Annotated in this window: 14 protein-coding genes; 8 read left to right on the top strand and 6 right to left on the bottom strand. The window is 73.0% G+C overall.

The window, feature by feature from the left end:
• Positions 1-8: 8 nt before the first annotated feature.
• Together AQJ58_RS12170 and AQJ58_RS12165 are read left to right on the top strand one after the other, a co-directional pair.
• Positions 9-1448: an NAD(P)H-quinone dehydrogenase gene (locus AQJ58_RS12170; protein ID WP_067248713.1), complete on the top strand. Its 1440-nt coding sequence runs from the start codon at positions 9-11 to the stop codon at positions 1446-1448.
• Positions 1449-1580: 132 nt separating this feature from the next.
• Complete coding sequence (locus AQJ58_RS12165; RefSeq protein ID WP_079078879.1) at positions 1581-2540, top strand: DeoR/GlpR family DNA-binding transcription regulator; 960 nt, start codon at positions 1581-1583, stop codon at positions 2538-2540.
• 442 nt (positions 2541-2982) lie between these two features.
• Here AQJ58_RS12165 and AQJ58_RS12160 read toward each other — a convergent pair whose 3' ends face one another.
• Positions 2983-4758 carry an acetyl/propionyl/methylcrotonyl-CoA carboxylase subunit alpha gene (locus tag AQJ58_RS12160; RefSeq protein ID WP_067248708.1) on the bottom strand — a complete coding sequence of 592 codons (1776 nt, stop codon included), beginning with the start codon at positions 4756-4758 and terminating at the stop codon, positions 2983-2985.
• A 388-nt stretch (positions 4759-5146) separates the two neighbouring features.
• Between AQJ58_RS12160 and AQJ58_RS12155 the strand changes: the two genes are divergently transcribed.
• Positions 5147-5647 (top strand): hypothetical protein, encoded by a 501-nt coding sequence (locus AQJ58_RS12155; protein WP_067248706.1) that lies wholly within the window; start codon positions 5147-5149, stop codon positions 5645-5647.
• Here AQJ58_RS12155 and AQJ58_RS12150 read toward each other — a convergent pair.
• From AQJ58_RS12150 to AQJ58_RS12140, 4 genes are all read right to left on the bottom strand, one after another.
• The gene (locus AQJ58_RS12150; protein WP_067248703.1) at positions 5616-6221 is read right to left on the bottom strand and encodes a Maf family protein; all 606 of its coding nucleotides are present in this window, start codon (positions 6219-6221) and stop codon (positions 5616-5618) included. The two genes, AQJ58_RS12155 and AQJ58_RS12150, sit on opposite strands and share 32 nt — an antisense overlap.
• A gap of 4 nt (positions 6222-6225) precedes the next feature.
• Positions 6226-6354, bottom strand: a complete 129-nt coding sequence (mmpB, locus tag AQJ58_RS45325; protein ID WP_107122027.1) for a morphogenic membrane protein MmpB — start codon at positions 6352-6354, stop codon at positions 6226-6228.
• 73 nt (positions 6355-6427) lie between these two features.
• The gene (locus tag AQJ58_RS12145) at positions 6428-6634 is read right to left on the bottom strand and encodes an acyl-CoA carboxylase epsilon subunit (protein WP_067248700.1); all 207 of its coding nucleotides are present in this window, start codon (positions 6632-6634) and stop codon (positions 6428-6430) included.
• A 9-nt stretch (positions 6635-6643) separates the two neighbouring features.
• Positions 6644-8239: an acyl-CoA carboxylase subunit beta gene (locus AQJ58_RS12140; RefSeq protein WP_067248698.1), complete on the bottom strand. Its 1596-nt coding sequence runs from the start codon at positions 8237-8239 to the stop codon at positions 6644-6646.
• A gap of 110 nt (positions 8240-8349) precedes the next feature.
• Between AQJ58_RS12140 and AQJ58_RS12135 the strand changes: the two genes are divergently transcribed.
• A complete protein-coding gene (locus AQJ58_RS12135) occupies positions 8350-9225 on the top strand; it encodes a biotin--[acetyl-CoA-carboxylase] ligase (RefSeq protein WP_067248696.1) in 876 nt (291 codons plus the stop codon).
• A gap of 137 nt (positions 9226-9362) precedes the next feature.
• Positions 9363-10457 (top strand): adenylate/guanylate cyclase domain-containing protein, encoded by a 1095-nt coding sequence (locus AQJ58_RS12130; protein WP_067248693.1) that lies wholly within the window; start codon positions 9363-9365, stop codon positions 10455-10457.
• Between the two features lie 25 nt (positions 10458-10482).
• On the opposite strand, the gene AQJ58_RS12125 is transcribed toward AQJ58_RS12130, so the two are convergent.
• A complete protein-coding gene (locus AQJ58_RS12125; protein WP_234360028.1) occupies positions 10483-11124 on the bottom strand; it encodes a hypothetical protein in 642 nt (213 codons plus the stop codon).
• Positions 11125-11346: 222 nt separating this feature from the next.
• Here AQJ58_RS12125 and AQJ58_RS12120 point away from each other — a divergent pair, with 222 nt between their 5' ends.
• From AQJ58_RS12120 to hutH, 3 genes are all read left to right on the top strand, one after another.
• Entirely contained in the window at positions 11347-12150 is an 804-nt protein-coding gene (locus AQJ58_RS12120) for an enoyl-CoA hydratase/isomerase family protein (RefSeq protein WP_067248691.1), read from the top strand.
• 396 nt (positions 12151-12546) lie between these two features.
• On the top strand, positions 12547-13698 hold the full coding sequence (locus AQJ58_RS12115; RefSeq protein WP_067248688.1) for a GGDEF domain-containing protein: 1152 nt from the start codon (positions 12547-12549) through the stop codon (positions 13696-13698).
• Between the two features lie 142 nt (positions 13699-13840).
• Positions 13841-15379, top strand: coding sequence for a histidine ammonia-lyase (gene hutH / locus AQJ58_RS12110; RefSeq protein ID WP_067248685.1), 1539 nt, complete (start codon positions 13841-13843; stop codon positions 15377-15379).
• Positions 15380-15450: the final 71 nt, after the last annotated feature.

Raw genomic sequence — 15450 nt, 5'->3', positions numbered from 1 at the left:
GCGGGAGAATGGAGCATGTGACTCGGATCGTGATCATCGGTGGCGGACCCGGCGGCTATGAGGCGGCGCTGGTGGCCGCGCAGCTCGGCGCGGAGGTGACCGTCGTCGACAGCGACGGTCTGGGCGGGGCGTCGGTGCTCACCGACTGCGTGCCGTCGAAGACCCTTATCGCTACGGCCGAGGTCATGACGACCTTCGACTCGTCGTACGAGGAACTCGGCATCATCGTCGCCGACGACACCCCGCCCCTGGAGCAGGCGGCCCGGGTGGTCGGCGTGGACCTCGGCAAGGTCAACCGCCGGGTGAAGCGGCTCGCGCTCGCCCAGTCGCACGACATCACCGCCTCCGTCACCCGGGCCGGCGCCCGGGTCATGCGCGGCAAGGGCCGGCTCCGGGGCATGCAGGCCCTCGACGGCTCCCGCCAGGTCGTCGTCACCACCGCCGACGGCACCGAGGAGACCCTCACCGCCGACGCCGTGCTGATCGCCACGGGCGGTCACCCGCGGGAGCTGCCGGACGCCCAGCCCGACGGCGAGCGCATCCTGAACTGGACCCAGGTCTACGACCTCGGCGAGCTGCCCGAGGAGCTCATCGTGGTGGGCTCCGGCGTCACCGGCGCCGAGTTCGCCGGCGCCTACCAGGCCCTCGGCTCCAAGGTCACCCTCGTCTCCTCCCGCGACCGGGTGCTGCCCGGCGAGGACCCCGACGCCGCCGCCGTCCTGGAGGACGTCTTCCGGCGCCGCGGGATGAACGTGATGGCCCGCTCCCGCGCCGAGTCCGCGAAGCGGGTCGGCGACCGAGTCGAGGTCACCCTCGCCGACGGCCGGGTCATCACGGGCTCGCACTGTCTCATGGCCGTCGGCGCCATCCCCAACAGCGAGGGGCTGGGCCTGGAGGAGGCGGGCGTCAAGGTCCGCGAGTCCGGGCACATCTGGACCGACAAGGTCAGCCGCACCACCGCGCCGGGCGTGTACGCCGCGGGTGACGTGACCGGCGTCTTCGCGCTGGCGTCCGTCGCAGCCATGCAGGGCCGTATCGCGATGTACCACTTCCTCGGCGACGCGGTGGCCCCGCTCAACCTCAAGACGGTCTCGTCGAACGTCTTCACCGACCCCGAGATCGCCACCGTCGGCTACACCCAGTCCGACCTCGACGGCGGCAGGATCGACGCCCGGGTCGTCAAGCTGCCGCTGCTGCGCAACCCCCGCGCCAAGATGCAGGGCATCCGCGACGGCTTCGTCAAGATCTTCTGCCGCCCGGGCACCGGGATCGTCGTCGGCGGTGTGGTCGTCGCCCCCCGCGCCTCGGAACTGATCCACCCCATCTCGATCGCCGTCGACAACAATCTGACGGTCGAACAGATCGCGAACGCGTTCACCGTGTACCCGTCCCTTTCGGGGTCGATCGCCGAGGTGGCCCGGCAGCTGCACACGCGACGCGAGCTCTGAGAGGCCCGGAAAGGGGGCGGGTCGGGGTCTGGTCAGGGCCCTATACCACTCCCCGTCCCCTTGTGCGAACAACTTCTACTATTCGGCGCAAAGAGCTGAAAGCAGACGGTCGCCCGCGTTACTGTCAGTTTCGTGTTCGCTGCAGAACGTCGCCAATTGATCCTCGAAATGGTGCGAGCGAACGGGGCCGTGTCGCTCCGTGAGCTCGCCCGCGTCGTCCAGACCTCCGAAGTGACCGTACGGCGGGACGTGCGCGCACTGGAGGCAGAAGGACTCCTCGACCGCCGGCACGGCGGTGCGGTATTGCCGGGCGGATTCACGCGGGAGTCCGGCTTTCCGCAGAAATCCCATCTCGCGACCGCCGAAAAGACCGCCATCGCGGACCTCGCCGCGGGCTTCGTCGAAGAGGGCGAGGCCATCGTCGTCGGAGCCGGTACGACCACCCAGGAACTCGCCCGCCGGCTGGCGCGCGTCCCCGGGCTCACGGTCGTCACCAACTCCCTCCTGGTGGCCCAGGCGCTGGCCCACGCCAACCGGGTGGAGGTCGTCATGACCGGGGGCACCCTGCGCGGTTCCAACTACGCCCTAGTCGGCAGCGGGGCCGAGCAGTCCCTCCAAGGGCTGCGCGTCTCCCGAGCCTTCCTCTCCGGGAGCGGGCTGACCGCCGAGCGCGGCCTGTCCACGTCCAACATGCTGTCGGCCTCCGTCGACCGGGCGCTCGTGCAGGCCGCCGCCGAGGTCGTCGTCCTCGCCGACCACACCAAGCTCGGCACCGACACCATGTTCCAGACCGTGCCGACGGACCTCATCACCCGCCTGGTGACCGACGAGCCGCCGCCGCACGACGACCGTGCCGCCACCGAGCTCCAGGCCCTCGCGGACCAGGGGGTGCAGATCGCCGTGGCCGGGGCGTCCGGGAGCCCGGGGGGTGAGGCGGTCCCGGCGCGACCGCAGCCGCAGCGCCGGGACGTGCCGCTTCCCGCGCCGCGACGGGGGCCGGGGCCGACGGCGGGGCTGCGGGCCACCGCGGTGCTCGGGGAGGTGCCCGGTGGTGGTGAGCGGGCGCGGGTCGCGGACCTTCGCCGCCGCTAGGGGCTGTCCGGCGGGTCATGCCGCAGACGCGGGGTCTGGCACGCCCACCTGCGGCGTTGTCGTCGGTTGCCGACTCCCCCACGCTCGGCTTCGCTCGCGCGGGCGGGACCCCCATCGCGTCGACGCCCTCCTCCGCCTTGCAGTTGGACGCACCAGACCCCGCTCACCTGGGCCGATGAGTCACCGCTGCTTTCCTGCGACTTGATCCGCCGGACAGCCCCTAGTCCCGCCGGTCACCCAGGCGCCGTAGGGCTGTGCCCGTCTGCGCCGGTGCCGGTCCGGCGGTGGTGGCTTGTCGCGCCCGCGCGGCCGAGCCGCACGGAGACAGGACTGGCGCGGCGGATCCGCGCAGAGACAAGACTGGCGCGGCGGATCCGCGCGGGGACAAGACAGTGCCCCGCGCCCGTGTGGGTGGGCGCGGGGCACCGGCGTACGACGTGCCTCAGTCCTTGATCTCGCAGATCGCGGCGCCCGAGGTGATGGACGCGCCGACCTCTGCCGCCAGGCCCTTGACGGTGCCGGAGCGGTGGGCGTTGAGGGGCTGTTCCATCTTCATGGCCTCCAGGACGACGATCAGGTCGCCCTCCTTGACCTCCTGGCCCTCCTCGACGGCCACCTTGACGATGGTGCCCTGCATCGGGGAGGCGAGGGTGTCGCCGGAGGCGACCGGGCCCGATTTCTTCGCGGCCCGGCGCTTGGGCTTGGCGCCGGCGGCGAGACCGGTGCGGGCCAGGGTCATGCCCAGGCTGGCCGGGAGGGAGACCTCCAGGCGCTTGCCGCCGACCTCGACGACGATCGTCTCGCGGTCCTTGTCGTCGTCCTCCGCGTCGGCGTCGGCCGTGGCGGAGAAGGGCTTGATCTCATTGACGAACTCGGTCTCGATCCACCGGGTGTGGACCGTGAACGGCTCGGCGGAACCGGTGAGTTCGGGAGCGAACGCCGGGTCCTTCACCACCGCGCGGTGGAACGGGATCGCGGTCGCCATGCCCTCGACCTGGAACTCCTCCAGCGCCCGGGCGGCCCGCTGCAGCGCCTGCTCACGGGTGGCGCCGGTGACGATCAGCTTCGCCAGCAGCGAGTCCCACGCCGGGCCGATGACCGAGCCGGACTCGACGCCCGCGTCCAGGCGCACGCCCGGACCGGTGGGCGCGTTGAACGTGGTGACCGTGCCGGGGGCCGGCAGGAAGCCGCGGCCGGGGTCCTCGCCGTTGATGCGGAACTCGAACGAGTGCCCGCGCAGCGGCGGGTCGTCGTAGCCGAGGGCCTCGCCGTCGGCGATCCGGAACATCTCGCGCACCAGGTCGATGCCCGCGACCTCCTCGGTCACCGGGTGCTCCACCTGGAGCCGGGTGTTGACCTCCAGGAAGGAGATCGTGCCGTCCAGGCCGACGAGGAACTCCACCGTGCCGGCACCGACGTAACCGGCCTCCTTCAGGATCGCCTTGGAGGAGGAGTACAGCTCCGCGACCTGCTCGTCGGAGAGGAACGGCGCCGGGGCCTCCTCCACCAGCTTCTGGTGGCGGCGCTGGAGGGAGCAGTCACGGGTGGAGACGACGACCACGTTGCCGTGGCTGTCCGCCAGGCACTGGGTCTCCACGTGCCGCGGCTTGTCGAGGTAGCGCTCGACGAAGCACTCCCCGCGCCCGAACGCGGCGACCGCCTCACGGACAGCCGAGTCGTACAGCTCGGGCACCTCTTCCAGCGTGCGGGCCACCTTCAGGCCGCGGCCGCCGCCGCCGAACGCGGCCTTGATCGCGATCGGCAGACCGTGCTCGCGGGCGAAGGCCACGACCTCGTCGGCGCCGCTCACCGGGTCGGGGGTGCCCGCGACCAGCGGGGCGCCGGCGCGCTGGGCGATGTGCCGGGCGGCGACCTTGTCGCCGAGGTCACGGATGGCCTGCGGCGGCGGGCCGATCCAGATCAGGTCGGCGTCCAGGACCGCCTGCGCGAAGTCGGCGTTCTCCGAGAGGAAGCCGTAGCCCGGGTGGACGGCGTCGGCCCCGGACTCGCGGGCCGCGTTGAGGACCTTGTCGATGTCCAGGTAGCTGCTCGCCGGGGTGTCACCGCCCAGGGCGAACGCCTCGTCCGCGGCACGCACGTGCAGAGCGTCCCGGTCCGGGTCGGCGTACACGGCCACACTGGCGATACCGGCATCCCGGCACGCCCGGGCCACGCGGACTGCGATTTCGCCACGGTTGGCGATGAGCACCTTGCGCACGATTGAGGCTCCCTCCTTGAAACAAGCCGAGTTTAGGGACTGCCGACACGACACATCGACCCGTCCCCAAAGGTGAGCTTGCCCACACGGAGCGTGATGCCAGGCTCACTCGACCGTGAAATCCCTTGTAGTACCGCCGTACGCAGCACTCCTGCGGGCAACCCTAGCCCTCTCGTGTGGTCAAGGTCTCTGTGAGAGCGTGCTGCGGCCCACTCCGTTTCTTTGTGGAGTCCCTACGAATGGCCCAACGATTCTTTGCCACGCACGGAACCCTTGTCCCCGGGTTTACCCGTTAGTAGCGTTCACGATGTTTCGAACGTACTTGGGGTAACCGAAACCCCGCTCGACCCAGGGTCGAGGGAGCGCAGGCGGAAGTGGGTGGGGACCGGTGGTGCGAAGACCGCTGGCGTTGGTCGTGGCCCTGGTGCTGTTCGCTGAGGGTTTCGGCATCGGCCTGCTGAACTGGGCCCTGGGAATCATGGCCGACTCCCAGAACATGTCCATGGCCGGCATCGACCCGGACGTCATGGCGACGTCCTCGAAGGTCGGCGGGATCGTCTTCGGCTTCTACTTCGCCGTCTGCGGCCTGGTCGCCCTGCTGGTGGCCGTACGCAATCGGGCGCCCTCCCTGCTCGGCCGCATCCTGCTGATCAGCGCCGCCGTGACGCACGGTCTGCTCGGCGCCTTCGCCTGGGGGCTCCTCGGCCCCGCGCAGTTCACGTTCATGGTCGTGGTGCTCGGGCTGATCGTCCTGCTCCTGATGACGTACGACGCCCCGCCGCGGCCCGCGGCCGAGGCCCCCCGGGACGGGGAGCCCGGGGACGGGGAGCCGGGGAAGCCCGGAGACGGCTCGGCGGTCACGCCTCCGGCGGCGCCCACAGCTCAGTGATGCCGACGCCCAGCCGGCCCAGCAGTCTGCGGACCAGCGGCAGGCTGATGCCGATGACGTTGCCGTGGTCGCCGTCGATGCCGTCGATGAACGGGGCCGAGCGGCCGTCCAGCGTGAACGCCCCCGCCACGTGGAGGGGTTCGCCCGAGGCGACGTACGCCGCGATCTCCGCGTCGCTCGGCTCGCCGAAGCGGACCACCGTGGAGGCGGTCGCGGAGGCGTACCGCCCGCCGACGGTGTCGTAGACGCAGTGGCCCGTCTGGAGCGTGCCGGCCCGGCCGCGCATCGCCTTCCAGCGGGCCGTGGCCTCCGCGGCGTCGGCGGGCTTGCCCAGCGCCTCGCCGTCCAGATCGAGCACGGAGTCGCAGCCGATCACCAGCGCGCCCTTGGTGTCCGGGCGGGCCGCCACCACGCTCGCCTTGGCCTCCGCGAGCGCGAGGGCCAGTTCGGCGGGGGTGGGGGCGGTCACCGCGTCCTCGTCGACCCCGCTGACGATGACCTCGGGCGAGAGGCCGGCCTGCCGCAGGAGGTTCAGACGGGCGGGGGACTGGGAGGCGAGGACGAGTCTGCGCATGCGGTCAGCGTAGGCCCAGCACGATCAGCGCCACCACCATGGCCAGCGCGAGGAAGAAGCCGAGCCGTCTCAGGGTCTCCTGCATGTCGCGGAGTTCCTTCGGCGGCTCGTTCTTCGGGTCTGACCACAGCATGCCCCTAGCCTGCCCCCTGGCGGGGGCGGTTCGCCTGAGTAGGGCTACTCAGATCCGAGGAGAAGCCCCACGGTCAGGCCGGCCAGTAGGTGCGGGTCCACGACGCCCGGCCCGGTTCGGGGACGCGGCGGCCCGCGATCCTCGCCGGGTCGGACCACGCGTCCCTCGGGCCCTCCACGCCGGGCGGCGTGGCCGCCGCCGCGGCGCGGGCCCTGACCACCGCCAGGGCGGCGGCGAGCTCCTCGGGGGTCGGGTTGCCCCGTACGACCTTGATCGTCACAGCGGCTCCTTACAGAGGGATGTTGCCGTGCTTCTTCGGAGGCAGGGATTCCCGCTTGGTGCGCAGTTGACGCAGGCCGCGGACGATGTGACGACGGGTGTCGGACGGCATGATCACGGAGTCGACGTACCCGCGCTCGGCCGCGATGTAGGGGTTGAGGAGGGTGTCCTCGTACTCCTGGATCAGCCGGGCGCGCACCGCGTCCAGATCCTCACCGGCCGCCGCCGCCTCGGCGATGGTGCGGCGGTGCAGGATGTTGACCGCGCCCTGGGCGCCCATGACGGCGATCTGCGCGGTCGGCCAGGCGAGGTTGAGGTCGGCGCCCAGGTGCTTGGAGCCCATGACGTCGTACGCGCCGCCGAAGGCCTTGCGGGTGATGACCGTGATGAGGGGGACGGTGGCCTCGGCGTAGGCGTAGATCAGCTTGGCGCCGCGCCGGATGATGCCGTCGTGCTCCTGGTCGACGCCGGGCAGGAAGCCGGGGACGTCGACGAAGGTGAGCACCGGGATGTTGAACGCGTCGCAGGTGCGCACGAAGCGGGCGGCCTTCTCGGACGCCTTGATGTCGAGACAGCCGGCGAACTGCATCGGCTGGTTGGCGACGATCCCGACCGGATACCCCTCGACGCGGCCGTAGCCGGTGAGGATGTTCGGCGCGAACAGCGGCTGCGTCTCGAAGAACTCGGCGTCGTCCAGGACGTGTTCGATCACCGTGTGCATGTCGTACGGCTGGTTGGCGCTGTCCGGGACGAGGGTGTCCAGCTCCAGGTCCTCGGCGGTGACCGCGAGGTCCGCCTCCTCGGGGAAGACCGGAGCCTCGGAGAGGTTGTTGGACGGCAGGTACGACAGCAGCTGCTTGATGTACTCGATCGCGTCCTTCTCGTCCCCCGCCATGTGGTGGGCCACGCCGGACACGGAGTTGTGCGTCCTGGCCCCGCCCAGCTCCTCGAAGCCCACGTCCTCGCCGGTGACCGTCTTGATGACGTCCGGGCCGGTGATGAACATGTGGGACGTCTGGTCGACCATCACGGTGAAGTCGGTGATCGCCGGCGAGTACACCGCCCCGCCGGCACAGGGGCCGACGACCAGGCTGATCTGCGGGATGACACCGGACGCGTGGGTGTTACGGCGGAAGATCTCGCCGTACGCGCCGAGGGAGGCCACCCCCTCCTGGATACGGGCGCCGCCGGAGTCGTTGATGCCGATGACCGGGCAGCCCGTCTTCAGCGCGAAGTCCATCACCTTGACGATCTTCTGGCCGTACACCTCGCCCAGCGCACCGCCGAAGACGGTGAAGTCCTGCGAGAACACGGCCACGGGACGGCCGTCGACTGTGCCGTAACCGGTCACGACCCCGTCGCCGTACGGGCGGTTGGCGTCCAGGCCGAAGTTGGTCGAGCGGTGCCGGGTGAACTCGTCGAGCTCGACGAACGACCCCTCGTCGAGGAGGAGTTCGATGCGTTCGCGGGCCGTCAGTTTGCCCTTGGCGTGCTGCTTCTCCACAGCGCGTGCGGAGCCGGCGTGCGTCGCCTCCTCGATCCGGCGCTGAAGATCCGCGAGCTTGCCCGCAGTGGTGTGAATGTCGATCTCTTCCGGCTCGGACATCGGGATACGGCTCCCTGCCTGCTCAAAAGGGGGGACGGTTACTCATCCGTAGAGTAGTGCTGGGCCTACCGATCAGCAGTGCGGCGTTTCACACACCTAGGGTGGCTTGCATGACGCCCCGAGATGCCTCAGACCCGAACGGCAGCCGCTGGTCCGACCTCGACCGGCCGCCCCTCAACGGCGCCGCCCTGCGCCGCGCACTGGTGCGGGACGGCGGCCACGGCGGCCTGTACCGCGACCTGGAGGTCGTCCAGCGCACCGGGTCCACCAATGCCGACCTCGTGGCCCGGGCCGTGGCGGGGGAGGCGGACGAGGGGGCCGTGCTCGTGGCCGAGGAGCAGACCTCCGGTCGCGGCCGCCTGGACCGGCAGTGGACGGCTCCCGCGCGCTCCGGCCTGTTCCTCTCCGTGCTGCTGCGGCCGGCCGACGTACCCGTCGCCCGCTGGGGCTGGCTGCCGCTGCTCACCGGCGTGGCCGTCGCCACCGGCCTGGCGCGCGCGGCGGGCGTGGACACGGCACTCAAGTGGCCCAACGACCTGCTGGTCACCGTGGCGGGCGAGGAGCGCAAGGCGGGCGGGATCCTCGCCGAGCGGGCCGGCCAGGACGGCGTGGTCGTCGGGGTCGGCGTCAACGTCACCCTGCGCGCCGACGAACTGCCGGTCCCGCAGGCGGGCTCGCTGGCGCTGGCCGGGGCGGTGAACACGGACCGCGACCCGCTGCTGCGGGCCGTCCTGCGGTCGCTGGAGGAGTGGTACGGCCGCTGGCGCGAGGCCGGCGGCGACCCGGCGGCGAGCGGTCTCCAGGAGGCGTACGCGGCGGGCTGCGCGACCCTGGGGCGCGAGGTGCGGGCGGAGCTGCCGGGGGACCGCTCGGTGGTGGGGGAGGCGGTGGCCGTGGACGGCGACGGCCGCCTGGTGATCGCCACGGGCCAAGGGGTGCAGGAGCCGGTGGGGGCGGGGGACATCGTGCATCTGAGGCCCGCGTGAGGGAAAAGTCCCGGACGCCGGGTGCCGCTCGCGTCAAGGGGACTTACCGTCGGCTCCCCGGGCGTGAGCTACCGCACACTGCCGTAGAGTTGAGGCCGGTCGATACCTGACCGCGGAAGATCGGAAGGGCAGCAGGCGTGACCGTCGACGACACGGGCTCCGACGATCCCGACGAGGGCAACCCGCTCGCGCTGCGCCTCGAACAGCTCATCGTGGGCGCCGAGCGGCGCTACACCCCGTTCCAGGCGGCCCGCAGCGCGGGGGTCTCCATGGAGCTGGCGTCCCGTTTCTGGCGGGCCATGGGCTTCGCCGACATCGGGCAGGCCAAGGCGCTCACCGAGGCCGACGTCCTGGCGCTGCGCCGGCTGGCCGGTCTGGTCGAGGCGGGGCTGCTGAGCGAGGCCATGGCGGTGCAGGTGGCGCGGTCCACCGGCCAGACCACCGCCCGGCTGGCGGAATGGCAGATCGACTCCTTCCTGGAGGGCCTGACGGAGCCGCCCGAGCCCGGGATGACCCGCACCGAGGTCACGTATCCCATCGTCGAGCTGCTCCTGCCCGAGCTGGAGGAGTTCCTCGTCTACGTCTGGCGGCGCCAGCTCGCCGCGTCGGCCGGGCGGGTCGTGCAGGCCGCGGACGACGAGGAGATGGTGGACCGGCGGCTCGCCGTCTGCTTCGCCGACCTGGTCGGCTTCACCCGGCTGACCCGCCGGATGGAGGAGGAGGAGCTCGGCGAGCTGGTCGAGGCCTTCGAGACCACCTCCGCCGACCTGGTGGCCGCCCGCGGCGGACGGCTGATCAAGACTCTCGGCGACGAGGTGCTGTACGCGGCGGACGACGCGGCCACCGCCGCCGACATCGCGCTGCTGCTGGTCGAGACGATGAGCAACGACGAGACGATGCCCGAGCTGCGCGTCGGCATGGCGTTCGGCACGGTCACGACCCGGATGGGCGACGTCTTCGGTACGACGGTGAACCTGGCCTCCCGGCTGACGTCGATAGCCCCGCGCGACGCCGTGCTGGTGGACAGTGCGTTCGCCGAGGAGCTGATCCGCACCGGGGACGCGCCGGCCTCGGAGGCGGAGGCGGCCGAGGCCGCCGTGGCGGCCGAGAAGGAGGGCGAGGAGCCGCCGAAGTACCGCTTCGCCCTCCAGCCGATGTGGCAGCGCCCGGTCCGCGGTCTGGGCGTGGTCGAGCCCTGGCTGCTCAGCCGCCGCCCGGACCCGGTGGACTGAATCCGGGGCGACGAGCACACCCGACTCACAGCCCGGGCGGCACGTTCAGCGTGTCCACGCACAGGCCCACGACGGGGACGCACACGCCCGGCTGCCGGGTCGGTGCGGGCCGCGGCGGAGCGGGAGCCGGTTGCACGGTGGCCGTGGGCGTGGCCGCCGCCCGGGGCGGTGTCGGGGCGGACCGGGGCGTGGTGACGCGGGTCGGCGCGGGTGCCGGGGTGCGTGCGGGGGCGGGGGTGTAGGAGGCGCCCGGGGTGAGGGCGACCGACGTGGGCGCGCCCGGGGTGCCGGGGACCAGGCCGACCACGGGCGCAGGCTCGGCGCTCGCCCCGCCCATCGGGGACGGGGCGGTCGGGGTGGGCGCGGCCGGGGAGGGCGCGACGGCGGCCCCGGTGCCGGCGGTACGGCCGGTGCCAGTGCCGGTGCCGGCCACCGGCGGCTCGGCGGGGGGTTGCGCGTGGGGTTCCGCCTCCGCCGTGCCGATGCCGGTGACCCCGCCGGGGCCGGACGACAGCCTCACCAGGCTCAGCACCCCGGCGGCCAGGGCCAGGCCGCCCGCGGCGAACAGCATCTTGCGCGGCCGGGGCCGACGGTGCCGGCCCCGGGGCGCCGCCGCCCAGAGCCGACTGGTCTCCACCTGCGTGTCGTCCACGGCTGTGCCGGCCATCGCGTTCCCTCCCGCTGCGGTCACGCCCCCACTGCGCCGGGGCGGACGCACGTTATGCGCTCCCCTGGGCGGTCGGAGACGACTTGGGCGAGATGTCACTCGAACGGGTGGACGCCCCTCGGTCCTGGCCCGGGGCCGCCCTTTCCTCCGGCGGGCGGGCCTGCGATGATCGGGCGGTGCGCGGTGTTAACCGTCGTTAACTCAAGGGCCTTGGAGGGCGACATGGGCGAGGAGCGGTTCGGGGAGTTCGTACGGGTGCGGCGGCACGGGGACGGGGGCCATGTCGCCGAGCTGGTGCTCGACCGGCCCAAGGCGATGAACGCCGTCTCCACCGAGCTGGCCCGCTCCCTCGGCGAGGCGTGCGCGGCGCTCGGGCAGGACCGGGACGTACGGGCCGTCGTGCTCAGCTCGACGCACGAGCGGGCGTTCTGTGTCGGCGCCGACCTCAAGGAGCGCAACTCCTTCACCGACGACGACCTGCGCCGTCAGCGGCCGGTCACACGCGGGGCGTACACCGGCGTGCTGGAGCTGCCGGTCCCGGCGGTCGCCGCGGTGCACGGGTTCGCCCTCGGCGGCGGGTACGAGCTGGCGCTCGCCTGCGATGTGATCGTCGCCGACCGCACGGCCGTGGTGGGTCTGCCGGAGGTGTCGGTGGGGGTGATCCCGGGCGGCGGCGGTACGCAGCTGCTGCCCCGCCGGGTGGGAGCGGCGCGCGCGGCCGAGCTGATCTTCACGGCGCGCCGGGTGGCGGCCGCGGAGGCGCGGGAGCTGGGCCTGGTGGACGTGCTGGTGGAGGAGGGGCGGGACCGGGAGGAGGCGCTGGCCATGGCCGCCGGGATCGCGGCGAACTCACCGGTGGGGCTGAGGGCGGCGAAGCGGGCGATGCGCCTCGGGCAGGGGCTGGACCTGCGGGCGGGACTGGAGGTCGAGGACGCGGCCTGGCGGACCACGGCGTTCTCGGGGGACCGGGCGGAGGGGGTCGCCGCATTCAACGAGAAGCGAGCGGCCCGGTGGCCGGGGGAGTGAACTCGGCCCCGCCGAGCTAGCGCCGCGCCGGGGAGCGGGCGCCGTGCCGGGGAGCCGGCGCCGCACCGCCGGGCGAGCGCCGCGCCGGGAGGGGACGCCGCGCCTGGAGCAAGTGCCGGGCCGGTGGGGACGTCGAGCCGGGAGGGGGCGCCGAGCCTGGAGGGGGGCGCCGAGCCGGGGAAAGGAACGCCGAGCCCGGAGCGAGTGCCGCGCCGCAGGGCGAGCGCTGAACCTGGAGGGGATGCCGAGTCCGGAGCGAGTGCCGTGCCGTAAGGGGACGTCGAGTCGGAAGAGAACGCCGTGTGGGGAGCGGCGCTCGCGTCCCGGGTCGCGCACCCGTCACTCCAAGTGCTCTCCCGCATCCCCTTTTGTAGTAAATATCCCTAACCTGGGGCAATGGGTGAGGACAGACGCCTCGCGGCCGTCGTGGCGCTCGCGCAGGGGATGGCCGCCGCGCACACGCCCCGGGAGTCGTGGCGGGCGGCGGCGCTCGGGGCGTGCCGCGCGCTGGCCGGGGGGTTCGCCGCGCTGTCGGTGTGGGAGCGCGACCTGGGGCGGCTGCGGGTCCTGGTGAACGTGGGGGACCGGGCGGCCGACGAGGAGGAGTTCCCCGAGGCCGAGGCCTACCCGGTGCACCAGTTCCCCGAGATCACCGAGTTCCTGCACGAGCGCTGGGTGTCCGGGGGCGGCGAGCCCAACGCCTGGGTGGAGACCGCGGAGGGGCCGGCCGAGGGCCGGCGGCCCGGCTACTGCCACCAGCGGGTCGCCGCCCTGCGCCGGCGGGGGCGCGGCTCCTGCGTCGTCGCGCCGATCGTGCTGCACGGCCGCGCCTGGGGCGAGCTGTACGTCGCCCGCTCGGCCGGCACCCCGGTCTTCGACCGCGCCGACGCCGACTTCGCGACGGTCCTCGCGGCCGTCGTCGCCGCCGGGCTCGCCCAGACCGAGCGGCTGGAGGAGGCCCGCCGACTCGCCTTCACCGACGCCCTCACCGGCCTCGCCAACCGTCGCGCCGTCGACGTACGCCTGGAGGAGGCGGTCGAACAGCACCGGGAGCGGGGGACCGTGGTGAGTCTGGTGGTCTGCGACCTCAACGGGCTCAAGCGGGTCAACGACACCCTGGGGCACGCCGTGGGGGACCGGCTGCTGGAGCGGTTCGGATCGGTGCTGTCGCTGTGCGGGGCCATGCTGCCGGGGGCGCTGGCCGCCCGGCTCGGCGGGGACGAGTTCTGTCTGCTCGCCGCCGGACCGGGCGCCGACGACGTGGTGCGGGTGGCGGGCGAGCTGTGCCGGCGGGCCGGAGAGCTGGAGCTGGGCGAGGGGGTGGCCTGCGGGGTCGCCTCCACCGGCGATCCCATCGGGCCGGTGCGCACGGCCCGCCGCCTCTTCCGGTTGGCGGACGCCGCCCAGTACCGTGCCAAGGCCGTACGGGCCGCGCGGCCGGTGGTCGCGGGCCGCGAGGGCCCCGAGGATCCCGTCGTCCGCCTGGCGGACGAGCCGCCGCGGGAACAGCCCGCGGCCGAGCGCCGCAGCTTCCGCGGCCGGCCCTGACCGCCGGGCCGACCGCCGGACCGACCGCAGGACCGTCCGCCGGGCCGTCCGCCGGGCCGGATGTGACGCATTCCGTAAGGGGTGAACCGCGCACCCACTGGTGACATCTTCGTCTTCACTGCGTACGCTCCTGAATATGGATATGCACACTGTGGTGGTGGGGACGTCCGGGGTCACCGCGTCCGACGTACTCGCCGTGGCGCGCGGCGGCGCCCGCGTCGAACTCTCCGGGGAAGCGGTCGAGGCCCTCGCGGCGGCCCGCGGGATCGTGGACGCGCTCGCGGCCAAGCCCGATCCCGTCTACGGCGTCTCCACCGGGTTCGGCGCTCTCGCCAGCCGGCACATCAGCCAGGAACTGCGCGCGCAGCTCCAGCGCAACATCGTCCGCTCGCACGCCGCCGGCATGGGCCCGCGCGTCGAGCGCGAGGTGGTCCGCGCCCTGATGTTCCTGCGCCTGAAGACCGTCTGCTCCGGCCACACCGGCGTCCGGCCCGAGGTCGCGCAGACCATGGCCGACATCCTGAACGCCGGCATCACCCCCGTCGTCCACGAGTACGGCTCCCTCGGCTGCTCCGGCGACCTCGCCCCGCTCTCCCACTGCGCCCTCACGCTGATGGGCGAGGGCGAGGCGGAGGGCCCGGACGGGACCGTGCGCCCCGCCGCCGAACTGCTCGCCGAGGCCGGCATCGACCCGGTCGAGCTGCGCGAGAAGGAGGGCCTCGCCCTCCTCAACGGCACCGACGGCATGCTCGGCATGCTGATCATGGCCCTCGCCGACCTGGACCGCCTCTACAAGTCCGCCGACATCACCGCCGCCCTCAGCCTGGAGGCGCTGCTCGGCACCGACAAGGTCCTCGCGCCCGAGCTGCACGCCATCCGCCCGCACCCCGGCCAGGGCGACTCCGCCGCCAACATGCTCGCCGTCCTCGCCGGCTCCGAGCTCACCGGACACCACCAGGACGACGCCCCCCGCGTCCAGGACGCCTACTCGGTGCGCTGCGCCCCACAGGTCGCCGGTGCCGGACGCGACACGATGGCCCACGCCCGGCTGGTCGCCGAGCGCGAGCTGGCGTCGGCGGTCGACAACCCCGTGGTCCTGCCCGACGGCCGGGTCGAGTCCAACGGCAACTTCCACGGCGCCCCGGTGGCCTACGTTCTCGACTTCCTCGCCATCGCCGTCGCCGACCTCGCCTCCATCGCCGAGCGGCGCACCGACCGGCTGCTGGACAAGAACCGCAGCCACGGCCTGCCGCCGTTCCTCGCCGACGACGCCGGTGTCGACTCCGGGCTGATGATCGCCCAGTACACCCAGGCCGCGCTGGTCGCCGAGCTGAAGCGGCTCGCCGTACCGGCCTCGGCGGACTCGATCCCGTCCTCCGCGATGCAGGAGGACCACGTGTCGATGGGCTGGTCGGCGGCGCGCAAGCTGCGCACGGCCGTCGACAACCTCACCCGTGTCATCGCCGTCGAGCTGTACGCGGCCACCCGCGGCATCGAACTGCGCGAGGGACTCACCCCGGCGCCCGCGACCCGCGCGGTCCTCGACGCCGTACGCAAGGCCGGGGTCGAGGGGCCCGGTCCCGACCGGTTCCTGGCGCCCGACCTCGCGGCGGCGGACGCGTTCGTGCGCGACGGACGGCTCCTCGCGGCGGCGGAGACCGTCACCGGGCCGCTGAAGTAGCACGACGGGGCTCTGCCGTCACACCCGTACGGCGTCCGTACGGGTGTGACGGCAGAGCCCCGATGCGGTGT

Origin of the sequence: Streptomyces sp. DSM 15324, from assembly GCF_001514285.1 — a bacterium.
GTDB lineage: Bacteria > Actinomycetota > Actinomycetes > Streptomycetales > Streptomycetaceae > Streptomyces.
This window is presented reverse-complemented; position numbering and strand designations above follow the sequence as displayed.

Coding starts and splice junctions, on each gene's coding strand:
- mmpB (WP_107122027.1), bottom strand. CDS start 6,354: ATGCTGTGGTCAGACCCGAAGAACGAGCCGCCGAAGGAACTCCGCGAC.
- AQJ58_RS12140 (WP_067248698.1), bottom strand. CDS start 8,239: ATGTCCGAGCCGGAAGAGATCGACATTCACACCACTGCGGGCAAGCTC.
- AQJ58_RS12120 (WP_067248691.1), top strand. CDS start 11,347: ATGGGCGAGGAGCGGTTCGGGGAGTTCGTACGGGTGCGGCGGCACGGG.
- AQJ58_RS12115 (WP_067248688.1), top strand. CDS start 12,547: ATGGGTGAGGACAGACGCCTCGCGGCCGTCGTGGCGCTCGCGCAGGGG.
- AQJ58_RS12125 (WP_234360028.1), bottom strand. CDS start 11,124: ATGGCCGGCACAGCCGTGGACGACACGCAGGTGGAGACCAGTCGGCTC.
- AQJ58_RS12150 (WP_067248703.1), bottom strand. CDS start 6,221: ATGCGCAGACTCGTCCTCGCCTCCCAGTCCCCCGCCCGTCTGAACCTC.
- AQJ58_RS12135 (WP_067248696.1), top strand. CDS start 8,350: ATGACGCCCCGAGATGCCTCAGACCCGAACGGCAGCCGCTGGTCCGAC.
- AQJ58_RS12170 (WP_067248713.1), top strand. CDS start 9: ATGGAGCATGTGACTCGGATCGTGATCATCGGTGGCGGACCCGGCGGC.
- hutH (WP_067248685.1), top strand. CDS start 13,841: ATGCACACTGTGGTGGTGGGGACGTCCGGGGTCACCGCGTCCGACGTA.